A 19862-nucleotide genomic window follows, 5' to 3' on the forward strand; every position below is an offset into this window, starting at 1 on the left:
TTTCATTCGACGACACCGAAGATATTCGTGGATACGTTTAAGAAGCACGAACAATGCGCTTCAGATTCAAAGCGTTAAGCCCTGAGTTCATACGTACAAATATCACTACCCGCGCCGCGATGCCCGCACAACGCCCAGTACTTCACTGAGCAACGCGCACGCGCGCTGAATCTGCGCCGCACTCGATACTTCGACGGTGAACTGCATGTAGGCCACGTTGCGCCGGCTTTGCGTTTTCACGCCGGTCACGTTCATCTTCTCGCGCGCGAAGACTTCCGAGATGTCGCGTAACAAGCCTTGCCGGTCATTCGATTCAACGGCAAGGTCCACCGGATAAACAGAGGAACCTCGTCCGTTCATGACCTCGGCGGACCACGCGGTTTCGAGCACGCGTTCAGGCGAACGCTCGGCCATCCGCTGGAACGTTGCGCAATCACTGCGGTGGATCGACATGCCTTTGCCGCGTGTCACAAACCCCGCGATACGATCGGGCGGAGCCGGCCTGCAACAACGCGCAAGCTGCGTGAGCAATGCGTCCACACCAACCACCAGCACCCCTGTAGAGGCGCCCTGCGCAACACTTTGCCCGCTGCTGCGCTTTTCGAACTGCGCGGGCGCTTCGGGTTCAGGTTCCGGCGGCGGCGCGTCGTGCAGCGCCTGCTCGATATTGCGCAGGCTGAATTCTTCCTTGCCCACGACCGCATACAGATCTTCCGGCGTCTTGAAGCCCAGCTTGGATGCCAGTTGATCCAGGTTGACCGATGTCTTGCCTTCGCGCTGCAAGGTCTTTTCAACCAGCGCGCGGCCGTTCGTTATGTTCTCTTCGGAATCGACCGCGTTGAACCAAGCACGCACTTTTTGCCGCGCGCGCGGGCTGTGCAGATAGCCGAGCAAAGGGTTGAGCCAATCCCGAGACGGGCCGCCCTCCTTCACCGCCACGATCTCCACGGTCTGGCCGTTCTGCAGCGGTGTGTTGAGCGGCACCATGGCGCCATCGACACGGGCACCGCGACAGCGGTGTCCCAACTCGCTATGCAAGTGGTACGCAAAATCCACCGGAGTCGATCCATGCGGCATCGCGATCACGCGCGCCTGCGGCGTGAGCACGTAGATATGGTCGTCGTCGAGCGTCGCTTCACGCAGATGCTGCCAGGGTTGCGCGCCGGGCTGGTCGCCTTCGGAAACATCGTCTTTCCAGGCCAGCAACTGCCGCAACCACGCAATCTTCTCGTCGTATTTTTCAGCGGCCGTGACCTGCCCGCCGTACGCTCGCGTGCCAGCTTCCTTGTAACGCCAGTGCGCCGCCACGCCATATTCCGCGAAGTTGTGCATTTCCTGTGTACGGATCTGCACTTCGAACGCGCGGCCGTCGTCGCCGACCACGACCGTATGCAGCGACCTGTAGCCATTCGGCTTCGGCCGTGAGATGTAGTCGTCGAATTCCCGCGGCACGGGCTGCCACAAGTTATGGACGATACCCAGCACTGTGTAGCAATCCTTGATGTCGTCAACAATCACCCGAAACGCGCGCACGTCGTTCAGCTCAGAAAAATCCAGCTCCTTGCCGCGCATCTTTTTCCAGATGCTGTAGATGTGCTTGGGCCGTCCACTCACTTCCGCGCGAATGTGCGCCGTAGCCAGTTCGGTCTGCAAACGCGCGATGGCGTCAGTTACATAGGCTTCGCGCTCGACGCGCTTTTCGTCGAGCAGCTTGGCGATGCGTTTATAAGTAGGCGGTTCCTCGAACCGGAACGCGAGATCTTCCAGTTCCCATTTCAGTTGCCAGATGCCGAGCCTGTTGGCGAGCGGCGCGTAAATCTCGAGGGTCTCGCGGGGCACGTCGGGCGATGGGTCGAGCTTGTTCGCCGCGTAATAACGCAACGACTGAAGCCGCGAAGCAAGCCGGATCAATACCACGCGAATGTCTTGTGCAAACGCAAGCAACATCTTGCGCAACGCTTCGACCTGAGCGCGGCGTGCAGCCTGCGCGTCGCGTCCTGTTTCGGGCAGCTTCGCCTGCGTGGCGCGCGAACTGACCGAGCCGAGACGCCACAACTTGCGGACATCGGCGACAAGACTTTGCACTTCTTCGCCAAAACGCTCGCTGATCACACGCTCGGGATCATCTATGTGCGGCGCGATGGCAAACAACGCCGCCGCCGCAATTGCCGCCGGATCGACGTTCAACGTCTGCATGATCCGCGCCGTCCCGGCCGCGTGCTCGGCAAGCAGCTCCCCGCTGGTAAGCCGCGCTTCGCCCGCGTGTTCGCGCACGAACGCGAGCGCATCATCAAAGGACGGCTCGGAGTTCAACGCGGGCGAGATGGCGGTACCAGGCATGCGATCAATCAGGTGCAATAAAAGTGTGGGACTCAGTCACGCGCCTGGTCAAGCATGGCGGCAATGACAACCACTTCCACGAGGCACGCGGGATTGGCAAGTTTTGCTTCCACGGTGGCGCGCGGAGGCGTGTTGCCTTCGGGAACCCAAATGTCCCACGCCGCGTTCATTGCAGCGAAGTTCGCCATGTCCGAGATGTAGATCTGCACTGACAGCAATTGGGTCTTGTCGCTACCGGCTTCTGCCAGCAAGCGGTCGATATGGCCAAGCACTTCACGGGTCTGCCCCGTGATGTCCTGGTCGGTGTCTTCGGCAATCTGGCCCGCGAGATAAACGATGCCGTTGTGGATCGCGGCTTCGGAAAGACGCGCGCCGACGTGGAGACGAGTGACTGCCATGGATGCCTCTGAAAAGTGATTGTCAAAGAAACTGTGCGAAGCCCAATATTATGCCTTGTACGTTTCGGTATCGAGGAAGAAGCGGTACGCAATATCGATCTGATCAGGCGCGAGAAACGCTGGCGCATGACCTACGCCCTGAATTTCCGCGCTTCTTACGGCCTGACCCGTCGCGACCATTTTTTCGACGGTTTCTCGCGACAACAGATCCGATTGTTCACCGCGCACGACCAGCACCGGATGCCTGATTGCCGCAAGCGAACGCCACAGGATCGCTTCGCCGAGCGAGGCCGCATTCGAATCAGCAGCAGCAAAAGGCACCGCGATCTTTGGATCGTATCTGTAGGCCCAGCGCCCGTCGCGCTCGTGCATCAGCGGCGTGTTGATCGCACGCCATTCTTCGGCGCTCAGCGGTCCAAACGACGCCGCAAGTTGCGCCGCGTGGTCTACCCCTTCCTGAAGCGTGGCGAAGGTTTCGTCACGGCCCAGATAGGTGCCGATGCGCGCGAGCGCCGCCGGCTCAACATGCGGTCCAACGTCGTTCAACAGCATATTGCGAATGGGCGAGTTCGGCAGGCCTGCGAGCCCGAGGCCGATCAGTCCGCCCATCGACGTTCCGAACCAGTCCACCGCCTCCACGTTCAGGCGCGCAATCAGCACGACCATGTCTGAAACGTATTGCGGCACGGCGTAATTTTTCGGATCCGCGAGCCAGTCGGAAAGCCCGCGCCCCACCACGTCCGGACACACCACGCGATACTCCCGCGAGAACGCTTTCGCCACCTCGTCGAAATCGCGGCCGGACCGCGTCAGCCCATGCACGCACACGAGCACGCGCGGGTTTGCTGGATCACCCCATTCGGTGTACGCCATGCGATGCAAACCAGATGGGCTGATGCATTGCACGTGGCGCTGACGCGCAGCGGAAACAACGGACGGTGCAGCTTCGACGATAGTCTCTGACATGAGGATTTCCTTCGGCGCAATGGCGCTGCTGCATAACGGATAAACCACCCGAAATCGATTGTAAACGCTTTGCGCCGCGCGTTTTTTTGTCGAGCGCAGCGTTAGCCAATCAGTCTAATCAGGCTATATGCGACGTCGTCCTTGTAGACCAAAGAAAAAGGGCTGTGCCAACACATGGTCGGCACAGCCCTTCATGACCGGCAACGGCACCGGTTCTCAAAAATCCTACTTGACCCCGCTTACATCCAGCGGCGCGCCGGTTTTTTGCTGAATCTCTTCCACGCTGACGCCCGGAGCCAGTTCGACCAGCTTGAGTCCCGCGTCCGTTACGTCGATCACGCCGAGATCCGTGATGATCCGGTCGACCACGCCCTTGCCCGTCAATGGCAGCGTGCATTCTTCCAGGATCTTGTGCTGGTCGCCCTTCGCCACGTGCTCCATCAGCACGATCACGCGTTTCACGCCCGCGACCAGATCCATGGCGCCGCCCATGCCCTTGATCATCTTGCCGGGGATCATCCAGTTGGCGAGGTCGCCGTTCTTGCTGATCTGCATGGCACCCAGGATGGCGAGGTTCACGTGGCCGCCCCGGATCATCGCGAACGAATCCGCCGACGAAAATATCGACGACCCCGGCAGCGTGGTCACGGTTTGCTTGCCAGCGTTGATCAGGTCGGCATCGACTTCTTCCTCGGTCGGCGACGGACCAATGCCAAGCAGGCCATTCTCCGATTGCAGCCACACTTCCATGCCGGCCGGCACGTGGTTAGCGACCAGCGTGGGCAGCCCGATCCCGAGGTTCACGTAGAACCCGTCCTGCAATTCCTTGCCCGCCCGCGCGGCCATCTGGTTGCGGTCCCATGCCATGATCAGTCTCCTTTCGCGCGCACGACGCGTTGTTCGATGCGTTTTTCCGGATGCGCGTTCAACACGATGCGCTGCACGAAAATGCCCGGCGTGTGAATGGCGTCGGGATCGAGTTCGCCGACTTCCACGATTTCCTCCACTTCGGCCACAGTGATCCTGCCGGCCATGGCGCACATGGGATTGAAGTTGCGAGCCGTGCGGCGATAGATCAGGTTGCCCGATTTATCGGCTTTCCACGCCTTGACCAGCGCCACGTCCGCTGTGAGCGAGGGTTCGAGCACGTAAAAGTTATCGCCGAATTGGCGCGTTTCCTTGCCTTCCGCGATCACCGTGCCATACCCCGTGTTCGTGAAAAAAGCCGGAATACCGGAACCGCCCGCACGCAGCTTTTCGGCCAGCGTGCCCTGGGGCGTGAATTCGAGCCCGAGTTCGCCGGCCAGATATTGGCGCTCGAACTCCTTGTTTTCGCCGACGTACGACGAAATCATTTTCTTCACCTGACGGGTTTCGAGCAGCAAGCCAAGGCCGAAGCCATCGACACCCGCGTTATTGCTGATGCACGTGATTCCCTGGACGCCCGTGTCGCGCAATGCCGCGATCAGCGCTTCGGGAATGCCGCACAGTCCGAAGCCGCCGACAGCAAACGTCTGGCCGTCCTTCACGATGTCTTCAAGCGCCTGTTTCGCGCCGGGATAGACCTTGTTCATGTGTCCCTTCCTGATCTGGATGAAATCCGTTTGTTCGAGTCGCCATGCCGCTGATTTTAGTCAGCGACACGACTTTCTGATGTGGCAAAAGAGTACGACGATGCATCGATCCGGCACAATACGCAAAAATACATAAGTAATCGCCGTAGTACGCGGCGATGCACCGTCAAACGCCCGCCGTCCGAGCCAAAATGCCTCAACTGGATTACCAAACTGCGTTTCATCTTGCGCCAGTCGGGCTGGTGTTGTCACGGGAACGGATCATCGAAGACTGCAATGCGCAGCTTTGTGCGATCTTCGGCGTGACGCCGGACGCATTGATCGGGCGGTCGTTCCAGGTGCTGTATCCGTCGCCGGTGGAATTCGAGCGCATCGGCGCGCGCATTTCCGCGTTGATGCAGCGCCAGGGCAGCTACGCGGACGACCGCATCATGAAACGCGCGAACGGGGAATTGTTCTGGTGCCACGTGACAGGGCGCTCGCTGGACTTGAGCGCGCCGCATGCCGCGGGCGTCTGGACGTTCGAAGACCTCAGCGCGACGCGGCGAGTCGCGATCGAACTCACGCCGCGCGAGCGCGAGATCGCAGCACAGCTTGTGACCGGCAAGACCAGCAAGCAGATTGGCCGCGCGCTCGATATCAGCCCGAGAACCGTGGACATCTACCGCGCGAAACTCATGCGCAAATACGATACCGGCAACGCCACCGAACTGCTTCAGCGGCTGCTCGGCGATTGAATTATTTGCGCGGCGCCGCCGTTTCAATGGCGTGGCGCAGCAGGTCGGGAATGGGCACTGACCTGGCCGCAGCGTAGTCAACCCACACGCATTTCGCTGTGCCGCGCGCGTACAGCGTGGCGATATCGTCCGCACGATAAAGCTCGAAGCGCGTATCGAAACTGCTGCGGCCTGGCGCGCCCACAAACATGCTGCCGATTACGTCGCCGGGATAATGGAGCTGTTTCAGGAATTCCATGGACGCGTTCACAACTACGGGTCCCTGCCCTTTGACATTGGCGCCTGCAATGTCCAGTTGGCGGAACCACGTGATCCGCACTTCTTCCATGAAGCGGAAATACACCGTGTTGTTGACGTGGCTGAACGCGTCCATGTCGCCCCACCGGATGGGCATGGACAGGTCTATAACGCGATGAAAACCGCCCTGCGCCGCGCTGGACGCCTGATCGAAAACCTGGCTCATAAGCCGAATCCGTCGTCGGCGGCGATCACCGAACCGTTGATGAACTGCGATTCATCCGCTGCCAGCAGCAGCAACAGGCCATCCAGATCTTCAGGCGTTCCCACGCGGCGGCGCGGCAGGATGGACAGCAGTTTCTGCCCCGCTTCGCTCTTCCAGTGATGATGGTTCAATTCGGTATCGATATATCCGGGGCAGATGGCGTTCACATTGATCCCGTGGCGGCCCCATTCCTGAGCCATGGCTTTTGTCATATGAACGACGGCCGCCTTGCTCATGGAATACACGCCAATTTGCGGCAGCGTCTTGAGCCCCGCCATGGACGCGATGTTGATGATCCGGTAGCCCGGCTTCACGGTGCCATTGCCACGCATGATCATGCGCTTGGCCACTTCCTGCGCGACGAAAAACGCTCCGCGCGTGTTCGTGTCGAACACGAAATCGAAGTCCGAAGGCGTCACATCCGTCAGTTTTTGCTGCGTCGAAACGCCCGAGTTATTCACCAGAATATCGATAGTGCCAGCCTCCGTCTCCGCGTGCGCGACAGCAGACTTGATGCTCTGGTAATCGGTGACATCGAGCGACACGACGTGCGCCGCGCCGCCGGACGCCTCGATCTCGGCGCGCAGTTCTTTAAGGCGCTCGGTGCGCCTGCTTGCCAGCACCACGCGGGCGCCCGCCTGCGACAACACCTGCGCGAAGCGCTTGCCCAGTCCGCTGGAAGCGCCGGTGACCAGCGCACATTTGCCTTCCAGATTGATCGAACGGCCCATTGTTTTTCCTTGGTTGAAAGCGATTGAGTTGCCCGGGACCGAGTTGCCCTGCACTCGCGTGTTCTGCTGCCGCGCGTGAAATCTGCGTCAAATCCGCACCGAATCCGGCCAGCCATTCGGCGCGCCAATATGCTATCGTGAAATAACACGATCGTGCTAATCGACGGAACGTTAGTTGCGCCATACCTATCGTTCCCTGACAATACGCGATCCCCAAAAAAGCATTCTAACGTTAGACAGGAGCATTGGATGACCCCGGCGAGTCTCATCGAGCAGTACGGTCCCCGTGAATCCATGGAGTACGACGTCGTAATCGTGGGCGGCGGCCCTGCGGGACTTTCTGCGGCCATCCGGTTAAAGCAGCTTGCGCAGGAAAAAGGCGTCGAACTGGGCGTATGCGTGCTGGAGAAAGGCTCTGAGATCGGTGCGCACATCCTCTCTGGCGCAGTCATGGACCCGCGCGGCCTGAGCGAATTGCTGCCCGACTGGAAGACGCAAGGCGCGCCGCTCGATGTGGAAGTGACCGAAGACCGCTTTCTGTTTTTGTCCAAGGACAGTGCGAAACAGGTGCCGAACTGGCTCTTGCCGGACAACTTCAAGAACCATGGCAACTACGTTATTTCGCTTGCCAACGTCACGCGCTGGCTCGGCCAGCAGGCCGAAGCGCTGGGCGTAGAGATCTTCCCGGGCTTTCCCGCCGCCGAAGTGCTTTACACCGAAGATGGCGCGGTCCGTGGCGTCGCGACTGGCAACATGGGCGTGGGCAAGGACGGCGAGCCAACGGCCAACTTCCAGCTCGGCATGGAATTGCACGCCAAATACACGCTTTTTTGCGAAGGCGCGCGCGGCAATCTCGGCCGACAGTTGATGGAGAAATTCAAGCTGGGCCGCGACGCCGACCCGCAGGTCTATGGCATCGGCATCAAGGAACTGTGGGAGATCGATCCCGCGAAACATAAACCGGGGCTTGTCATTCACACCGCTGGCTGGCCGCTAGAAACCGATACATACGGCGGCTCGTTCCTCTATCACATGGACAACAATCAGGTGGTAGTGGGTTTCGTGGTGGGTCTCGGGTACTCGAATCCGTATCTTTCGCCATTCGAAGAATTCCAGCGATACAAAACCCATCCGGCCATCCGCACCTTCCTGGAAGGGGGCAAGCGCGTGTCGTACGGCGCGCGTGCGATCGTCGCGGGCGGCTTGATGTCACTGCCAAAGCTGGTGTTCAAGGGCGGTGCGTTGGTCGGCGACGACGCCGGTTTCCTGAATGCATCGCGCATCAAGGGCAGCCACGCCGCGATCAAGTCCGGCAAGATGGCAGCGGAAGCGGCGTTCGACGCCGTGCAAGCGGGCCGTCAGGCCGATGAACTGACCGCGTACTCCGAATCCTTCGACAACTCGTGGCTCAAGACCGAGCTTTATCGCGCACGCAACTTCAAGCAGTGGATGAGCAAGGGCCTGTATCTGGGCACGTTCATGGTCGGACTCGAACAGAAGCTGCTGGGCGGCAATGTGCCCTGGACGCTGCACCATCAGCACGCCGATAACGAAACGCTCAAGCCCGCGTCGCAATGCAAGCCGATTGTTTATCCGAAGCCGGACGGCAAGCTGACATTCGACCGGCTGACCTCAGTGTTCATATCGAACACGAATCACGACGAAAACCAGCCGCCGCATTTGACGTTGAAAGACGCATCCGTTCCGGTCGATGTGAATTTGCGGACCTATGCAGGGCCGGAAAGCCGTTATTGCCCGGCACAGGTGTACGAATTCGTGAAAACCGATGACGGCGGCGAACGCCTGCAGATCAACGCGCAAAACTGTGTGCACTGCAAGACATGCGACATCAAGGACCCGACGCAGAACATCGTGTGGGTGCCGCCCGAAGGTGGCGGCGGTCCGAACTATCCGAACATGTGATTGTTCGTGCGAGTTGAAGCTTTGATTAAAAATCGCCGGTTCTTTGTTGGAACCGGCGATTTTCATTTGGGGATATGTGCCGCGATATGAGGCGTGGTTGTCTTAACGTCGCCATTTTGCGCGCGATGCCGCAACGCGTGGTCGATCAGCACCAGTGCAAGCAGCGCCTCGGCGATAGGCGTTGCGCGAATGCCGACGCACGGATCATGGCGGCCGAAGGTTTCGACGGTGGCCGCGTGACCGGCTTTATCGATGGATTCGCGTGGCGTGCGGATGCTCGACGTCGGCTTGATCGCGATGGAAACCATAATGTCCTGCCCGCTCGAAATGCCGCCCAGGACACCGCCGGCATTGTTCGCAGCGAAACCTTCCGGCGTCATTTCGTCGCCGTGGACGCTGCCGCGTTGCGCGACGCTCGCGAATCCCGCGCCAATTTCCACACCTTTCACCGCGTTGATGCCCATCATCGCCTTGGCGATATCAGCGTCGAGCCGGTCATAGAGCGGCTCGCCCAGACCAGCGGGAACGCCCGTCGCAATCACGCCGATACGCGCGCCGATTGAGTCGCCATCCTTGCGCAGCGCGTCCATGTAGTCCTCGAGACGCGGCACGATCTCGGCGTTCGGCGAAAAAAACGGGTTCTCGCGCACGTGCTCCCACGCTACGAAGGGAATCGGGATCTCGCCGAGCGCGCTCATGAACCCACGCGTTTCGATACCGTACCGTTCCCGCAGCCACTTCTTCGCAACCGCGCCAGCCGCCACGGTCGGTGCGGTCAGGCGCGCCGAAGAACGGCCGCCGCCGCGATAATCGCGAATACCGTACTTCTGCCAGTAGGTGTAATCGGCGTGCCCGGGACGAAACGTCTCGGCAATATTGCCGTAATCCTTGCTGCGCTGATCGGTGTTGCGGATCAGCAAGGCGATGGGCGTACCGGTCGTCCTGCCTTCGAACACGCCAGAAAGAATCTCGACCTGATCGGCTTCCTGGCGCTGCGTCACATGCCGCGACGTGCCGGGTTTGCGCCGATTCAGTTCGATCTGGATATCGGCCTCTGTCAGCGCCATTCCCGGCGGGCAGCCGTCGATCACGCAACCGATCGCGGGACCATGCGACTCGCCGAAGTTGGTGACGGTGAAAAGCGTGCCGAGTGTGTTGCCGGACATGAGCGTCGTCCTGAAATGATCTAAAGAGCGGATATTATGCCAGCCGAGCGCCCTTCCAGCCTCGTTCGGCGCCTATTTGCGGACACCGCGCAAGGCCGCGACGAGCTGCTGCAGGTGTTCGGGCGTGGCAGTGGCGGGATCGATCGGCTCGCCGACCGCCAACGTCAGCCGGCTCATTACGCCGCGCTGGATCGGACGCGGCCAGCGCCTGTCTTCGTGACGCGAAAACACGCTGCCCCACAAACCGCGTAGCGCGATAGGCACCACCGGCGCGGAATGCCGCCGCAGAATCTCGCTGATGCCGTGGCGAAAAGGGTTCAGATCGCCCGTTCGCGTCAGTTTGCCTTCCGGGAAGATGCATACCAGATCGCCATCGGCGAGCGCGCGGCCGCAGGCATCGTAGGCTTTTTCCAGCAGCATGGGATCCTCGTGGGCCGGCGCGATGGGAATGGCTTTGACGTGGCGAAATAACCAGCCAAGCACCGGCGAACGGAAAATCCGATGGTCCATCACGAAACGGATCGGCCGAGGACTTTCCGACATGATCACGATTGCATCGACGAAACTCACATGGTTGCAAACCAGCACGGCCGCTCCGTGCTCGGGAATCCGCTCGGCGTTCACCAGCCTGATCCGGTAGAAGGTATGCACGAGAATCCACGCGAGAAAACGCAGCAGGAATTCCGGCACAAGCGAATAGATGTAGATCGCGACCACGATGTTCAAAAGCGCGGTGGTGAGGAAGAGCCCCGGAATGCCCACGCCCGCTGAAGTCAGCCCCATGGCCATCAGCGCCGACACGATCATGAAAAACGAGTTGAGAATATTGTTCGCCGCGATGATCCGCGCGCGGTGCGTCGGCTGGCTGCGTGCCTGAATCAGCGCGTAGAGCGGAACGCTATAGAACCCGCCGAACATGGCGAGCAGGAACAGGTCGGCAAGAATGCGCCAATGCACGCCAACGCGAAGAAACTCGCCCACGCCAATAAGACCACCGGCCGGCACGATATTGTGACTCGCAAAAAACAGGTCGATTGCAAACACGCTGATACCAATCGATCCAAGCGGAACAAGACCGATCTCGACGCGGCGCTTCGACAGCTTTTCGCACAACAGCGAACCCGTGCCAATGCCAATTGAAAACGTGGCCAGCAGCACGGTGACCACGTCGGGATTCGCCGACAACACGTCCTTGGCGAAATTGAAAAACGACGTAAGAAAAGTCGCGCCGACAAACCACAGCCATGAAATTCCGAGCAGGCTCAGGAATACGGTCCGGTCGCGGCGCGCAAGCGCAAGGTTGCGCCACGTCTCGGTGAAAGGATTCCAGTTGATCTTCAGGTCCGGCTGCAGCGCCTGCGTCTTCGGCACGAAGCTTGACCCCGCGCGGCCAATCAGCGCGACCGCCACGCAACATCCGGCGAGAAGCATTGCGCCGTGCTCCATCCATCCAGCCGCCGCCCCGCCGATGATCGTGCCGATCAGGATTGCCACGAACGTCCCCATTTCAACCAGTCCGTTACCTCCCACGAGCTCGGAAGGCTGCAGATGCTGCGGCAAATAAGCGTACTTCACCGGGCCGAAAACGGTCGAATGGACGCCCATCAGGAACGTGCACAGATAAAGCAGCGGTGCACTGTGCAGGACAAACCCCGCGCCACCGACCAGCATCACGACGATCTCGAAAGACTTCACCAAGCGGGTGAGAGTGGCTTTGTCGTATTTATCGGCGATCTGGCCCGAAGTCGCTGAAAACAGCACGAAAGGCAGGATGAAAATAGCCGATATCAGGAATGCAGCGGTTTTCGGATCGACTCCGGAAAACCGTGCGGCCTGGAACGTTACGAGGGATGTAAAGCCGACCTTGAAGACGTTGTCGTTGAGCGCGCCGAGAAACTGCGTCCAGAAGAACGGCGCGAAACGCCGTTCGCGCAGCAGCCGGAACTGACCGTGACCGCGTGGAGATTTGGCTGTTTTCTCGCGGGCTGGAGCAGGCGATTCGCTCATGGATTTCTGGAGTTGAAGAATGGGATAAAGGAGGCAGCCGCGTTAAGCCGCCACCCGTTCGAGGCGAAAAAAATGCGCGCCATTTGGGGCGCGCATCTTGCGGGCGTCAGCTACGTTCGGTCATGCGTTGCGGCCAGGCCAATGAGGCGGACGCCTCGATCAACGCGCTTCTTCCTGCTGTTCCGGCCAGTCGCGGATATAGGCCTTGAGCATCTTGTTCTCGAAACCTTGTTCTTCCACCACGGCCTTTGCGACATCGTAGAAGGAAATCACGCCCATGAGCACGCCTTTTTCCATGACCGGCAAGTAGCGCACGTGATGCTCCAGCATCATGCGGCGTACTTCGTTGACGTCGGTTTCCGGCGTACACGTGATGGGGTGATCGTCCATGACCTTGCGGATGGTGAACGTTCCCACGCTGCCGCCGTTCTTGCTCAGGATCAGGATGATCTCGCGGAACGTCAGCATGCCGGCAAGGTCGCCGTATTCGATGACCACCAATGAACCAATGTCGTGTGACGCCATTGCGTCAATGGCTTCGCTCAATGGCGTATCGGGCGTTACCGTGAAGAGCGCGTTGCCCTTGACGTTCAAAATGTCGCTGACTCGCATGATTGTCTCCTCGCGAAAAGCCTAACTGTCTGTCGATCCTAGCGGAAAGACGGTTAAAAAGAAAGCGCGCAGGGCGCGCGTATTTCGTCTGTACAAGCATATGGGGCGGGCCTTTACGCCGGGTCAACCCGTAGCTTTGCCGCATTGGAGTGCACGTGTGCGCCCTCTGCGCCGACGCTCACGTCTACCCCAAGTTTGTCTATCCATACCCGATGTTACGATAAATGACTCTTTTCCATGGTAGCCGCCACGATGTCCGCCAACCGCTTCGATACGCTCGTGCTGCACGCGGGCGCCGCGCCCGACCCGACCACCGGCGCCCGCGCCACGCCGATTTACCAGACCACGTCGTTCTCGTTTCGCGACACCGATCACGCCGCCTCACTCTTCAACATGGAGCGCTCGGGCCACGTCTATTCGCGCATCTCGAATCCGACGGTAGCCGTTTTCGAGGAACGCGTGGCCGCGCTCGAAGGCGGCGCGGGCGCAATCGGCACGGCGAGCGGACAGGCCGCGCTGCACCTCGCGATCGCCACGCTGATGGGCGCGGGCTCGCACGTGGTTGCGTCGAGCGCGCTGTACGGCGGTTCGCACAACCTGTTGCATTACACGCTGCGGCGCTTCGGCATAGACACCACATTCGTGCCGCCGCACGATCCCGATGCCTGGCGAGCCGCGATTCGCCCCAACACGCGCCTGTTGTTCGGCGAGACGCTGGGTAATCCTGGGCTTGATGTCCTCGACATAGAGACCGTCGCTGAAATCGCGCACGCGAATCGCGTACCGCTTCTAGTGGATTCGACCTTCACCACGCCCTATTTGCTGCGTCCGTTCGACCACGGCGCCGACTTCGTATACCACTCCGCGACCAAATTCCTGGGCGGCCATGGCACGACAATAGGTGGCGTACTGGTCGATGGCGGCACGTTCGACTTCACCGCGAGCACGCTTTTCCCCGAGTTCACCGAACCCTACGACGGCTTTCACGGCATGGTCTTCGCCGAAGAAAGCACCATTGCGCCGTTCCTGCTGCGAGCCCGCCGCGAGGGTTTGCGCGATTTCGGTGCGTGCCTGCATCCACAAGCCGCGTGGCAACTGCTGCAGGGCATTGAAACCTTGCCGCTGCGGATGGACCGGCATGTCGCCAATACACGCAAGGTCGTCGAATTCCTGCTCGCGCATCCGGCAGTGGAAGGCGTGGCGTATCCGGAACTCGAAAGCCATCGCGATCACGCGCTTGCAAAACGGCTGCTGCCACGAGGCGCGGGCGCCGTTTTCAGCTTCGATCTGCGCGGTGATGTGGCAGCGGCGCGCCGCTTCATTGAATCACTGACACTGTTCTCACACCTTGCCAACGTGGGTGACGCCCGTTCCCTTGTCATCCATCCGGCGTCGACCACGCATTTCCGCATGGATGCCGCCGCCCTCGCCGCGGCAGGAATCGCGCCGGGCCGCATCCGGCTGTCGATCGGCCTGGAAGATCCTGACGATCTCATCGATGACCTTAAGCGCGGCCTCAAGGCATCGCAGAAAGCCTCTCCCGACGCTGCTCAAAAGAGCGAAGGGAGCCGCGCATGATGCTCGAAGTCAGCGGCGCTCCCGCCTATGCATACACCGGCGGCCATGCGTTCGAGGCGGGACGTCCTGTGGCCGTGTTCATACACGGCGCGCAGCATGATCACAGCGTCTGGGCGCTGCAGACGCGTTACTTCGCCCACCACGGCCTGAATGTGCTCGCCGTTGACCTCCCCGGCCACGGCCGCAGCGGCGGCCCGGCCAAGCAAAGTATTGCCGCCCTGGCCGACTGGATCATTGAACTGCTGGACGCCGCAAACGTAAGCAGTGCAATGCTGATCGGCCATAGCATGGGCTCGCTGATTGCCCTCGATACCGCTGCGCGCCATCCGTCGCGCATTACACGTCTCTCGCTTCTCGCCACCGCGTTTCCGATGACCGTTTCGGAGGCGCTCTTGACTGCAGCGCGTGATCGCGAACCCGACGCCATCGACATGGTGAATCAATGGTCGCATTCGTCGATTGCCGCAAAACCTTCAAGCCCGGGCCCGGGCTTCTGGTTGCACGGCTCGAATCAGCGTCTGATGGAGCGCATGGCCGTTCGCGGCGAGCCACAACTCTTTCACACTGACTTCAGCGCCTGCAACGCCTACGCCGATGGTCTGGAACGCGCTACGGAATTGCAGTGCCCGGTGCAAATAGTGACCGGGAAACGCGACGCCATGACGCCTCCCCGCGCCAGCCGCGCACTTTTCGACACAATGAAACACGCGGGCATACCCGTGGAAACTGTCCCGCTCGACGCGGGGCATGCGCTCATGAGCGAACAACCCGATGCAACCCTTGCAGCGCTGTTCAGTTTTGCAACGAGAACCGCATGAAACAAGCTTATCGGGACTTGGTCCGCCGCGCCATCAGCCGAATGGGTAGGGTGCTGAAAACCTTCGGGAATTGCTGGAATCCGGGTTGCGCCGCCACGCCGTTCGCCGGAGAATGAATCTTGCTCGATTCGCTTTACAGGACCCGCCCGGCAAGGAGATTGTCATGGCCCAGACCGCCCATTCTGATCATTTCGCGAGCTTCGCGGAGTTCTATCCGTATTACCTCGAAGAGCACCGCAACGTGGTGTCGCGGCGACTTCATTTCATCGGCTCGCTTGGGGTGATTGGCTGCCTGGCGATGGCTATAGCAACAGGTGATTGGCTATGGCTTCCGGCTGCGGTAATTTGCGGCTATGGCTTCGCTTGGGTCGGCCATTTCTTCTTCGAGAAAAACCGCCCTGCCACGTTTCGCCATCCGCTCTATAGCTTGATGGGCGATTGGGTGATGTTCAAGGACATCTGCATTGGCAGGATTTCGCTTTAGGCAGTCTGACGCGGCATCGAGGCTGCGCTTTCAGCCTGACGCGCGCTGGCTTCCCGTGCAGCGGCGCGCGCGGCCAGCAGCGTAGCGAGCGTGACCTCCATCTTTTCGTTGCTCAGCGCGTTCATCAACGTCGCATTGTCTATGCGCGACGAATCCAGGTGCAACTGATACTCGAGTTCTTCGCGCTGGATCACGAACAAATCGAAGAGGCTCGACACCGTGATTTGCTGCGGACTCGCAATCAGCACGTAACGCGGCACGCGCAGGTTCTCGAGCCGCGCAACCCACTCCAGGTCGTCGAGCTTGCGAACGAGCCGCATGGTGGTGTCCATGTCACAGCGCAACATGCGCGCGAGCTCAAGCCCCGTGTAACCGGGCTTGCCGGCGTCGCGTGCTTCGGCGAGCCGCGCGAGCAACTCAAGGGCATCGAGGAGATCGCTGCCGGGGAAATCCGCGCGATGAAACTGACCGATGCGAATGGCCGGCAACGCCGACGTGACCATGGCGCCGATCAGCGTGATCATCCAGCAGATATAAACCCATAACAGGAACACCGGCAACGCCGCAAACGCGCCGTAAACGGCGGTATAGGTAGGAATCCGGCGCACGTAGTATCCAAAACCCCGCTTGGTCAATTCGAACGCAATCGCAGCCACCAGACCGCCGACCAGGGCATCGCGCCATGCCACTTTACAATTCGGCAGGAACACATAAAGCATCGCGAACGCCAGTACCGTGAAAGGCAGCGTGGCGCTCGTCAACGCCCATTCAATGCCCGGCGGCAAAAGATTGTGCGACCCGGCGAACGCGATTGACTGTGCAAACAAATAGGACGACATCGACAAACTCACGCCGAACAGGATCGGCCCAAGCGTGATGATTGCCCAATAAACCAGAATGCGTTGTGCCAGAGGCCGCGATTTACGCACGCGCCAGATCACGTTGAACGCCGATTCGATCGTCATCATGGTCATCACGGATGTCACGAACAAAATGATCATGCCGACCGTGGTCAACCCTTTCGCTTTCGATGCAAACTGGTTCAGGTACTTGAAGATCTGGCTATTGATCTGCGAAGGCATCAGGTGCGACGCAAGAAAATCCTGCAACGACATCTGGAATGACGCGAAGATCGGGAACGCCGTGAACAACGCGAACGCGACAGTTGCGAGCGGCACGAGCGACAACACGGTGGTGAATGTCAGGCTGCCCGCCACCTGCGCAACGCGATCCTCACCCGTTCGACGCGCGACGAACCCGGCGAGGCGCTTTGTGGTGTCGAGATCGATGGGAAACTTCAACAAGAAACTCTCTCCTCATTTGTTACAACGAGTCCACGATACGATTCTCCCGGCGGCAAGCCCTCGCCAAAAGCACGTTCGCGCACCCGATCCTTATAATACCCGTTCACCGAAAAGGCCCATGAACGACATTCTCGTGCTCTATTACAGCCGCAACGGCGCCACCCGCGAACTCGCCCAGGCGATTGCACAAGGCGTCGACAGCGTGCCCGGCATGCAGGCGCGCGTGCGCACGGTGCCGCCCGTATCCACAGTCTGCGAAGCAACGCAGCCCGACATTCCCGCAGACGGTCCCCCGTACGCAGAAGTGCGGGATCTTGAGGAATGCGCCGGACTTGCGCTCGGTTCGCCAACGCGCTTCGGCAACATGGCCGCGCCGCTGAAGTATTTCCTCGACGGCACCTCGCCACAATGGCTTTCCGGCGCGCTTGCCGGCAAGCCTGCAAGCGTCTTCACCTCCACAGGCAGCCTGCACGGTGGTCAGGAAAGCACACTGCTTTCCATGATGCTGCCCTTGCTTCACCATGGCATGGTGATTGTGGGGATCCCGTACACGGAGCCAAAGCTGACCACTACGCAGACCGGCGGCACGCCTTATGGCGCGTCTCATTTCGCACGTTCGGAAACGGCCGACAGCGGAATTTCCGCCGATGAAAAAACACTGGCGATTGCTCTCGGCGCGCGCCTGGCCTTTACCGCGTCACAACTTCAGCGCAGCGCGTGATGACCCAAACGTCTGCCAATGCCGGTCTCGCGCGCGGCGCGCTATTGAGCCTGATCGCGCTCATTGCGTTGGCGCTGCTGTGGGAGCTATGGCTTGCGCCCTTGCGTCCCGGCGGCTCCGCGCTTGCGCTCAAGGCTATACCGCTTGCGTTCGCGCTCCGGGGCACGTTCAGGCGCAACGTCTACACGTTGCAATGGGCGTCAATGCTGGTCCTGCTCTACCTCGCCGAAGGCATTGTCCGCGGCATGACGGACGGTGGTTTATCGGCGCGGCTTGGCTGGTTTGAAGCCTTGCTTGCACTCGTGTACTTCGTCTGCGCGCTCGCCTTTGTCGCTCCGTTCAAGCGCGCCGCCCGCACGGCGAAACGGGAAAACGCGGCTGCGGCAGCGCCGTCTGCTGGCGGCCAGAATCGTTTGTAGCATGAATCGCCGTCGTGACGCAGACCTATGCCATTCGGTCAGGTTTCGCGCAGGCCGCAATCAGGCAATACTGTGTCAACGCCTGCCGCACACGCCAAAGCCAACGGATCAACCTCATTCATGACCGCATCCAACACCCGTTCGAAGTACTTTGTAGAAGCCTGCATCGAGGCGCTCGGCGCCGCCAATGTACTCACTGCCTCGCACGATACCGCGCCTTTTCTCACTGACTGGCGCAAGCGCTATCGCGGTGAAACGTGCGCCGTGCTTCTTCCCGGCGACACGCAACAGGTTGCCCGAGCCGTGCGGCTTGCGCGCGAGCATCGTGTTCCGATCGTGCCGCAAGGCGGCAACACCGGGCATTCGGGAGGCGCCACGCCTGACGCCAGCGGCGCGCAAGTCGTCATCAGCTTGCGCAGGATGAATCAAATCCGCGCTATCGACACAATCAACAACACCATCACCGTGGAGGCCGGTGCAATCCTCGCCGATATCCAAACGCGTGCCGAACAGCAGCAGCGGCTTTTCGCGCTCAGTCTCGCGGCCGAAGGCAGTTGCACGATTGGCGGCAATCTGTCGACGAACGCGGGCGGGACCGCCGTGCTGCGCTATGGCAACACCCGCGAGTTGTGTCTTGGACTGGAAGTAGTCACGCCGCAAGGCGATGTCTGGGACGGTTTGCGCGGACTTCGCAAGGACAATACAGGTTACGACCTGCGCGATCTTTATATTGGCGCGGAGGGAACGCTCGGCATCATTACCGCCGCCGTAATGAAGCTGCACCCGGCACCGGTTGCCCGCGTCACGGCGCTTGCCGCGCTCAAGTCCCCTCAAGCCGCGCTCGATTTTTTCGCCACCGCGCAACGTCATGCAGGGCCGTTGCTGACTGGCTTCGAGCTGATGTCCGACTTTTCACTGCATCTGGTGACTACGCACTTTCCACAGATGCGCTATCCGTTCTCTGCAAGACATGGCCAGACCGTGTTGCTCGAATTATCGGACAATGAAAGCGAAGCCCACGGCCGCGCCCTCTTTGAGCGGCTGATGGAACAGGCAATGGAGCAAGGTCTGGTTGAAGACGCGGTGGTCGCGGAGAGCTTGTCGCAAACTAAAGCTTTCTGGAACCTGCGCGAACACATTCCTCTCGCGCAGGCGCAGGAAGGACTCAACATCAAGCACGATATCTCAGTGCCGATTTCAAGCATCGGAGATTTCATCGCTCAAACCGATGCACTAATTGCCCAAGCAATTCCGGGCGTGCGCATGGTGACCTTCGGGCATCTCGGCGACGGCAATCTGCACTACAACGTGCAGGCTCCAGAAGGTGTCGATCCACAAGGCTTTCTCGCGGAATATCAGGCGAGCGTGAACGCGCTTGTCTATGAACAAGTGAATGCGTTTCACGGCAGCATCAGCGCCGAACATGGATTGGGGCAGTTGAAAGTGTCTGAGGCAATGCACTATAAATCCGCGGTGGAAATACGGCTGATGCGCGCAATCAAGACTGCACTCGACCCGGAAAACCTGATGAACCCGGCCAAGGTATTGCCGGATGCCCGCGTGTCATGAAGGTATCAAGGAG

Annotated in this window: 19 protein-coding genes; 8 read left to right on the forward strand and 11 right to left on the reverse strand. The window is 60.2% G+C overall.

Annotated elements, in window-relative coordinates; translation table 11 throughout:
* Positions 1–105: 105 nt before the first annotated feature.
* The 5 genes from ACRWA7_RS26740 to ACRWA7_RS26760 all read right to left on the reverse strand — a co-directional run bounded on the left by ACRWA7_RS26740 (position 106) and on the right by ACRWA7_RS26760 (position 5278).
* Complete coding sequence (locus tag ACRWA7_RS26740; protein ID WP_438393330.1) at positions 106–2340, reverse strand: RelA/SpoT family protein; 2235 nt, start codon at positions 2338–2340, stop codon at positions 106–108.
* Between the two features lie 32 nt (positions 2341–2372).
* Complete coding sequence (locus tag ACRWA7_RS26745; protein ID WP_438393332.1) at positions 2373–2738, reverse strand: RidA family protein; 366 nt, start codon at positions 2736–2738, stop codon at positions 2373–2375.
* A gap of 48 nt (positions 2739–2786) precedes the next feature.
* Positions 2787–3704, reverse strand: coding sequence for an alpha/beta fold hydrolase (locus ACRWA7_RS26750; protein ID WP_438393334.1), 918 nt, complete (start codon positions 3702–3704; stop codon positions 2787–2789).
* Between the two features lie 225 nt (positions 3705–3929).
* Positions 3930–4571: a CoA transferase subunit B gene (locus ACRWA7_RS26755; RefSeq protein WP_060819058.1), complete on the reverse strand. Its 642-nt coding sequence runs from the start codon at positions 4569–4571 to the stop codon at positions 3930–3932.
* Between the two features lie 2 nt (positions 4572–4573).
* A complete protein-coding gene (locus tag ACRWA7_RS26760) occupies positions 4574–5278 on the reverse strand; it encodes a CoA transferase subunit A (RefSeq protein WP_438393336.1) in 705 nt (234 codons plus the stop codon).
* A gap of 191 nt (positions 5279–5469) precedes the next feature.
* Between ACRWA7_RS26760 and ACRWA7_RS26765 the strand changes: the two genes are divergently transcribed.
* Positions 5470–6015 carry a LuxR C-terminal-related transcriptional regulator gene (locus ACRWA7_RS26765; RefSeq protein WP_060819062.1) on the forward strand — a complete coding sequence of 182 codons (546 nt, stop codon included), beginning with the start codon at positions 5470–5472 and terminating at the stop codon, positions 6013–6015.
* A 1-nt stretch (position 6016) separates the two neighbouring features.
* Here the strand turns inward: ACRWA7_RS26765 and ACRWA7_RS26770 are convergent, their stop codons facing one another.
* Together ACRWA7_RS26770 and ACRWA7_RS26775 are read right to left on the reverse strand one after the other, a co-directional pair.
* Positions 6017–6478, reverse strand: coding sequence for an acyl-CoA thioesterase (locus tag ACRWA7_RS26770; RefSeq protein WP_438393338.1), 462 nt, complete (start codon positions 6476–6478; stop codon positions 6017–6019).
* Positions 6475–7248, reverse strand: coding sequence for an SDR family oxidoreductase (locus ACRWA7_RS26775; RefSeq protein ID WP_060819066.1), 774 nt, complete (start codon positions 7246–7248; stop codon positions 6475–6477). Before ACRWA7_RS26775 ends, ACRWA7_RS26770 begins: the two co-directional genes overlap by 4 nt.
* A gap of 249 nt (positions 7249–7497) precedes the next feature.
* On the opposite strand from ACRWA7_RS26775, the gene ACRWA7_RS26780 reads away from it, so the two are divergent.
* Positions 7498–9171 (forward strand): electron transfer flavoprotein-ubiquinone oxidoreductase, encoded by a 1674-nt coding sequence (locus ACRWA7_RS26780; RefSeq protein WP_438393340.1) that lies wholly within the window; start codon positions 7498–7500, stop codon positions 9169–9171.
* Between the two features lie 62 nt (positions 9172–9233).
* Here ACRWA7_RS26780 and aroC read toward each other — a convergent pair whose 3' ends face one another.
* From aroC to ACRWA7_RS26795, 3 genes are all read right to left on the reverse strand, one after another.
* On the reverse strand, positions 9234–10337 hold the full coding sequence (gene aroC, locus ACRWA7_RS26785) for a chorismate synthase (protein WP_438393342.1): 1104 nt from the start codon (positions 10335–10337) through the stop codon (positions 9234–9236).
* A 72-nt stretch (positions 10338–10409) separates the two neighbouring features.
* Positions 10410–12344, reverse strand: a complete 1935-nt coding sequence (locus ACRWA7_RS26790; protein ID WP_438393343.1) for an MFS transporter — start codon at positions 12342–12344, stop codon at positions 10410–10412.
* A 159-nt stretch (positions 12345–12503) separates the two neighbouring features.
* Positions 12504–12956, reverse strand: coding sequence for a CBS domain-containing protein (locus tag ACRWA7_RS26795; protein WP_056364222.1), 453 nt, complete (start codon positions 12954–12956; stop codon positions 12504–12506).
* 252 nt (positions 12957–13208) lie between these two features.
* On the opposite strand from ACRWA7_RS26795, the gene ACRWA7_RS26800 reads away from it, so the two are divergent.
* From ACRWA7_RS26800 to ACRWA7_RS26810, 3 genes are all read left to right on the forward strand, one after another.
* A complete protein-coding gene (locus ACRWA7_RS26800; RefSeq protein WP_438396795.1) occupies positions 13209–14534 on the forward strand; it encodes an O-acetylhomoserine aminocarboxypropyltransferase in 1326 nt (441 codons plus the stop codon).
* Positions 14531–15352: an alpha/beta fold hydrolase gene (locus tag ACRWA7_RS26805; RefSeq protein WP_438393345.1), complete on the forward strand. Its 822-nt coding sequence runs from the start codon at positions 14531–14533 to the stop codon at positions 15350–15352. The genes ACRWA7_RS26800 and ACRWA7_RS26805 overlap by 4 nt, the downstream gene beginning before the upstream one ends.
* Before the next feature lie 163 nt (positions 15353–15515).
* Positions 15516–15836 carry an Mpo1-like protein gene (locus ACRWA7_RS26810; RefSeq protein WP_060819075.1) on the forward strand — a complete coding sequence of 107 codons (321 nt, stop codon included), beginning with the start codon at positions 15516–15518 and terminating at the stop codon, positions 15834–15836.
* Here the strand turns inward: ACRWA7_RS26810 and ACRWA7_RS26815 are convergent.
* The gene (locus ACRWA7_RS26815; RefSeq protein ID WP_438393348.1) at positions 15833–17140 is read right to left on the reverse strand and encodes a YihY family inner membrane protein; all 1308 of its coding nucleotides are present in this window, start codon (positions 17138–17140) and stop codon (positions 15833–15835) included. The genes ACRWA7_RS26810 and ACRWA7_RS26815 overlap by 4 nt on opposite strands.
* A gap of 118 nt (positions 17141–17258) precedes the next feature.
* Here ACRWA7_RS26815 and wrbA point away from each other — a divergent pair, with 118 nt between their 5' ends.
* The 3 genes from wrbA to ACRWA7_RS26830 all read left to right on the forward strand — a co-directional run bounded on the left by wrbA (position 17259) and on the right by ACRWA7_RS26830 (position 19849).
* The gene (wrbA, locus tag ACRWA7_RS26820) at positions 17259–17861 is read left to right on the forward strand and encodes an NAD(P)H:quinone oxidoreductase (RefSeq protein ID WP_438393350.1); all 603 of its coding nucleotides are present in this window, start codon (positions 17259–17261) and stop codon (positions 17859–17861) included.
* A complete protein-coding gene (locus ACRWA7_RS26825) occupies positions 17861–18280 on the forward strand; it encodes a DUF2069 domain-containing protein (protein ID WP_438393352.1) in 420 nt (139 codons plus the stop codon). The genes wrbA and ACRWA7_RS26825 overlap by 1 nt, the downstream gene beginning before the upstream one ends.
* Before the next feature lie 120 nt (positions 18281–18400).
* A complete protein-coding gene (locus ACRWA7_RS26830; protein ID WP_438393353.1) occupies positions 18401–19849 on the forward strand; it encodes an FAD-binding oxidoreductase in 1449 nt (482 codons plus the stop codon).
* Positions 19850–19862 lie beyond the last annotated feature (13 nt).

This window comes from Caballeronia sp. DA-9 (assembly GCF_051615025.1).
GTDB lineage: Bacteria > Pseudomonadota > Gammaproteobacteria > Burkholderiales > Burkholderiaceae > Caballeronia > Caballeronia sordidicola.

What these genes read in the sequence shown, in the direction of transcription:
- ACRWA7_RS26775 (WP_060819066.1), bottom strand. Translation starts at nt 7,248, where the DNA reads ATGGGCCGTTCGATCAATCTGGAAGGCAAATGTGCGCTGGTCACCGGC.
- wrbA (WP_438393350.1), top strand. Translation starts at nt 17,259, where the DNA reads ATGAACGACATTCTCGTGCTCTATTACAGCCGCAACGGCGCCACCCGC.
- ACRWA7_RS26780 (WP_438393340.1), top strand. Translation starts at nt 7,498, where the DNA reads ATGACCCCGGCGAGTCTCATCGAGCAGTACGGTCCCCGTGAATCCATG.
- aroC (WP_438393342.1), bottom strand. Translation starts at nt 10,337, where the DNA reads ATGTCCGGCAACACACTCGGCACGCTTTTCACCGTCACCAACTTCGGC.
- ACRWA7_RS26810 (WP_060819075.1), top strand. Translation starts at nt 15,516, where the DNA reads ATGGCCCAGACCGCCCATTCTGATCATTTCGCGAGCTTCGCGGAGTTC.
- ACRWA7_RS26740 (WP_438393330.1), bottom strand. Translation starts at nt 2,340, where the DNA reads ATGCCTGGTACCGCCATCTCGCCCGCGTTGAACTCCGAGCCGTCCTTT.
- ACRWA7_RS26770 (WP_438393338.1), bottom strand. Translation starts at nt 6,478, where the DNA reads ATGAGCCAGGTTTTCGATCAGGCGTCCAGCGCGGCGCAGGGCGGTTTT.
- ACRWA7_RS26745 (WP_438393332.1), bottom strand. Translation starts at nt 2,738, where the DNA reads ATGGCAGTCACTCGTCTCCACGTCGGCGCGCGTCTTTCCGAAGCCGCG.
- ACRWA7_RS26800 (WP_438396795.1), top strand. Translation starts at nt 13,209, where the DNA reads ATGTCCGCCAACCGCTTCGATACGCTCGTGCTGCACGCGGGCGCCGCG.
- ACRWA7_RS26825 (WP_438393352.1), top strand. Translation starts at nt 17,861, where the DNA reads ATGACCCAAACGTCTGCCAATGCCGGTCTCGCGCGCGGCGCGCTATTG.
- ACRWA7_RS26750 (WP_438393334.1), bottom strand. Translation starts at nt 3,704, where the DNA reads ATGTCAGAGACTATCGTCGAAGCTGCACCGTCCGTTGTTTCCGCTGCG.
- ACRWA7_RS26790 (WP_438393343.1), bottom strand. Translation starts at nt 12,344, where the DNA reads ATGAGCGAATCGCCTGCTCCAGCCCGCGAGAAAACAGCCAAATCTCCA.
- ACRWA7_RS26760 (WP_438393336.1), bottom strand. Translation starts at nt 5,278, where the DNA reads ATGAACAAGGTCTATCCCGGCGCGAAACAGGCGCTTGAAGACATCGTG.
- ACRWA7_RS26755 (WP_060819058.1), bottom strand. Translation starts at nt 4,571, where the DNA reads ATGGCATGGGACCGCAACCAGATGGCCGCGCGGGCGGGCAAGGAATTG.
- ACRWA7_RS26830 (WP_438393353.1), top strand. Translation starts at nt 18,401, where the DNA reads ATGACCGCATCCAACACCCGTTCGAAGTACTTTGTAGAAGCCTGCATC.
- ACRWA7_RS26765 (WP_060819062.1), top strand. Translation starts at nt 5,470, where the DNA reads ATGCCTCAACTGGATTACCAAACTGCGTTTCATCTTGCGCCAGTCGGG.
- ACRWA7_RS26795 (WP_056364222.1), bottom strand. Translation starts at nt 12,956, where the DNA reads ATGCGAGTCAGCGACATTTTGAACGTCAAGGGCAACGCGCTCTTCACG.
- ACRWA7_RS26805 (WP_438393345.1), top strand. Translation starts at nt 14,531, where the DNA reads ATGATGCTCGAAGTCAGCGGCGCTCCCGCCTATGCATACACCGGCGGC.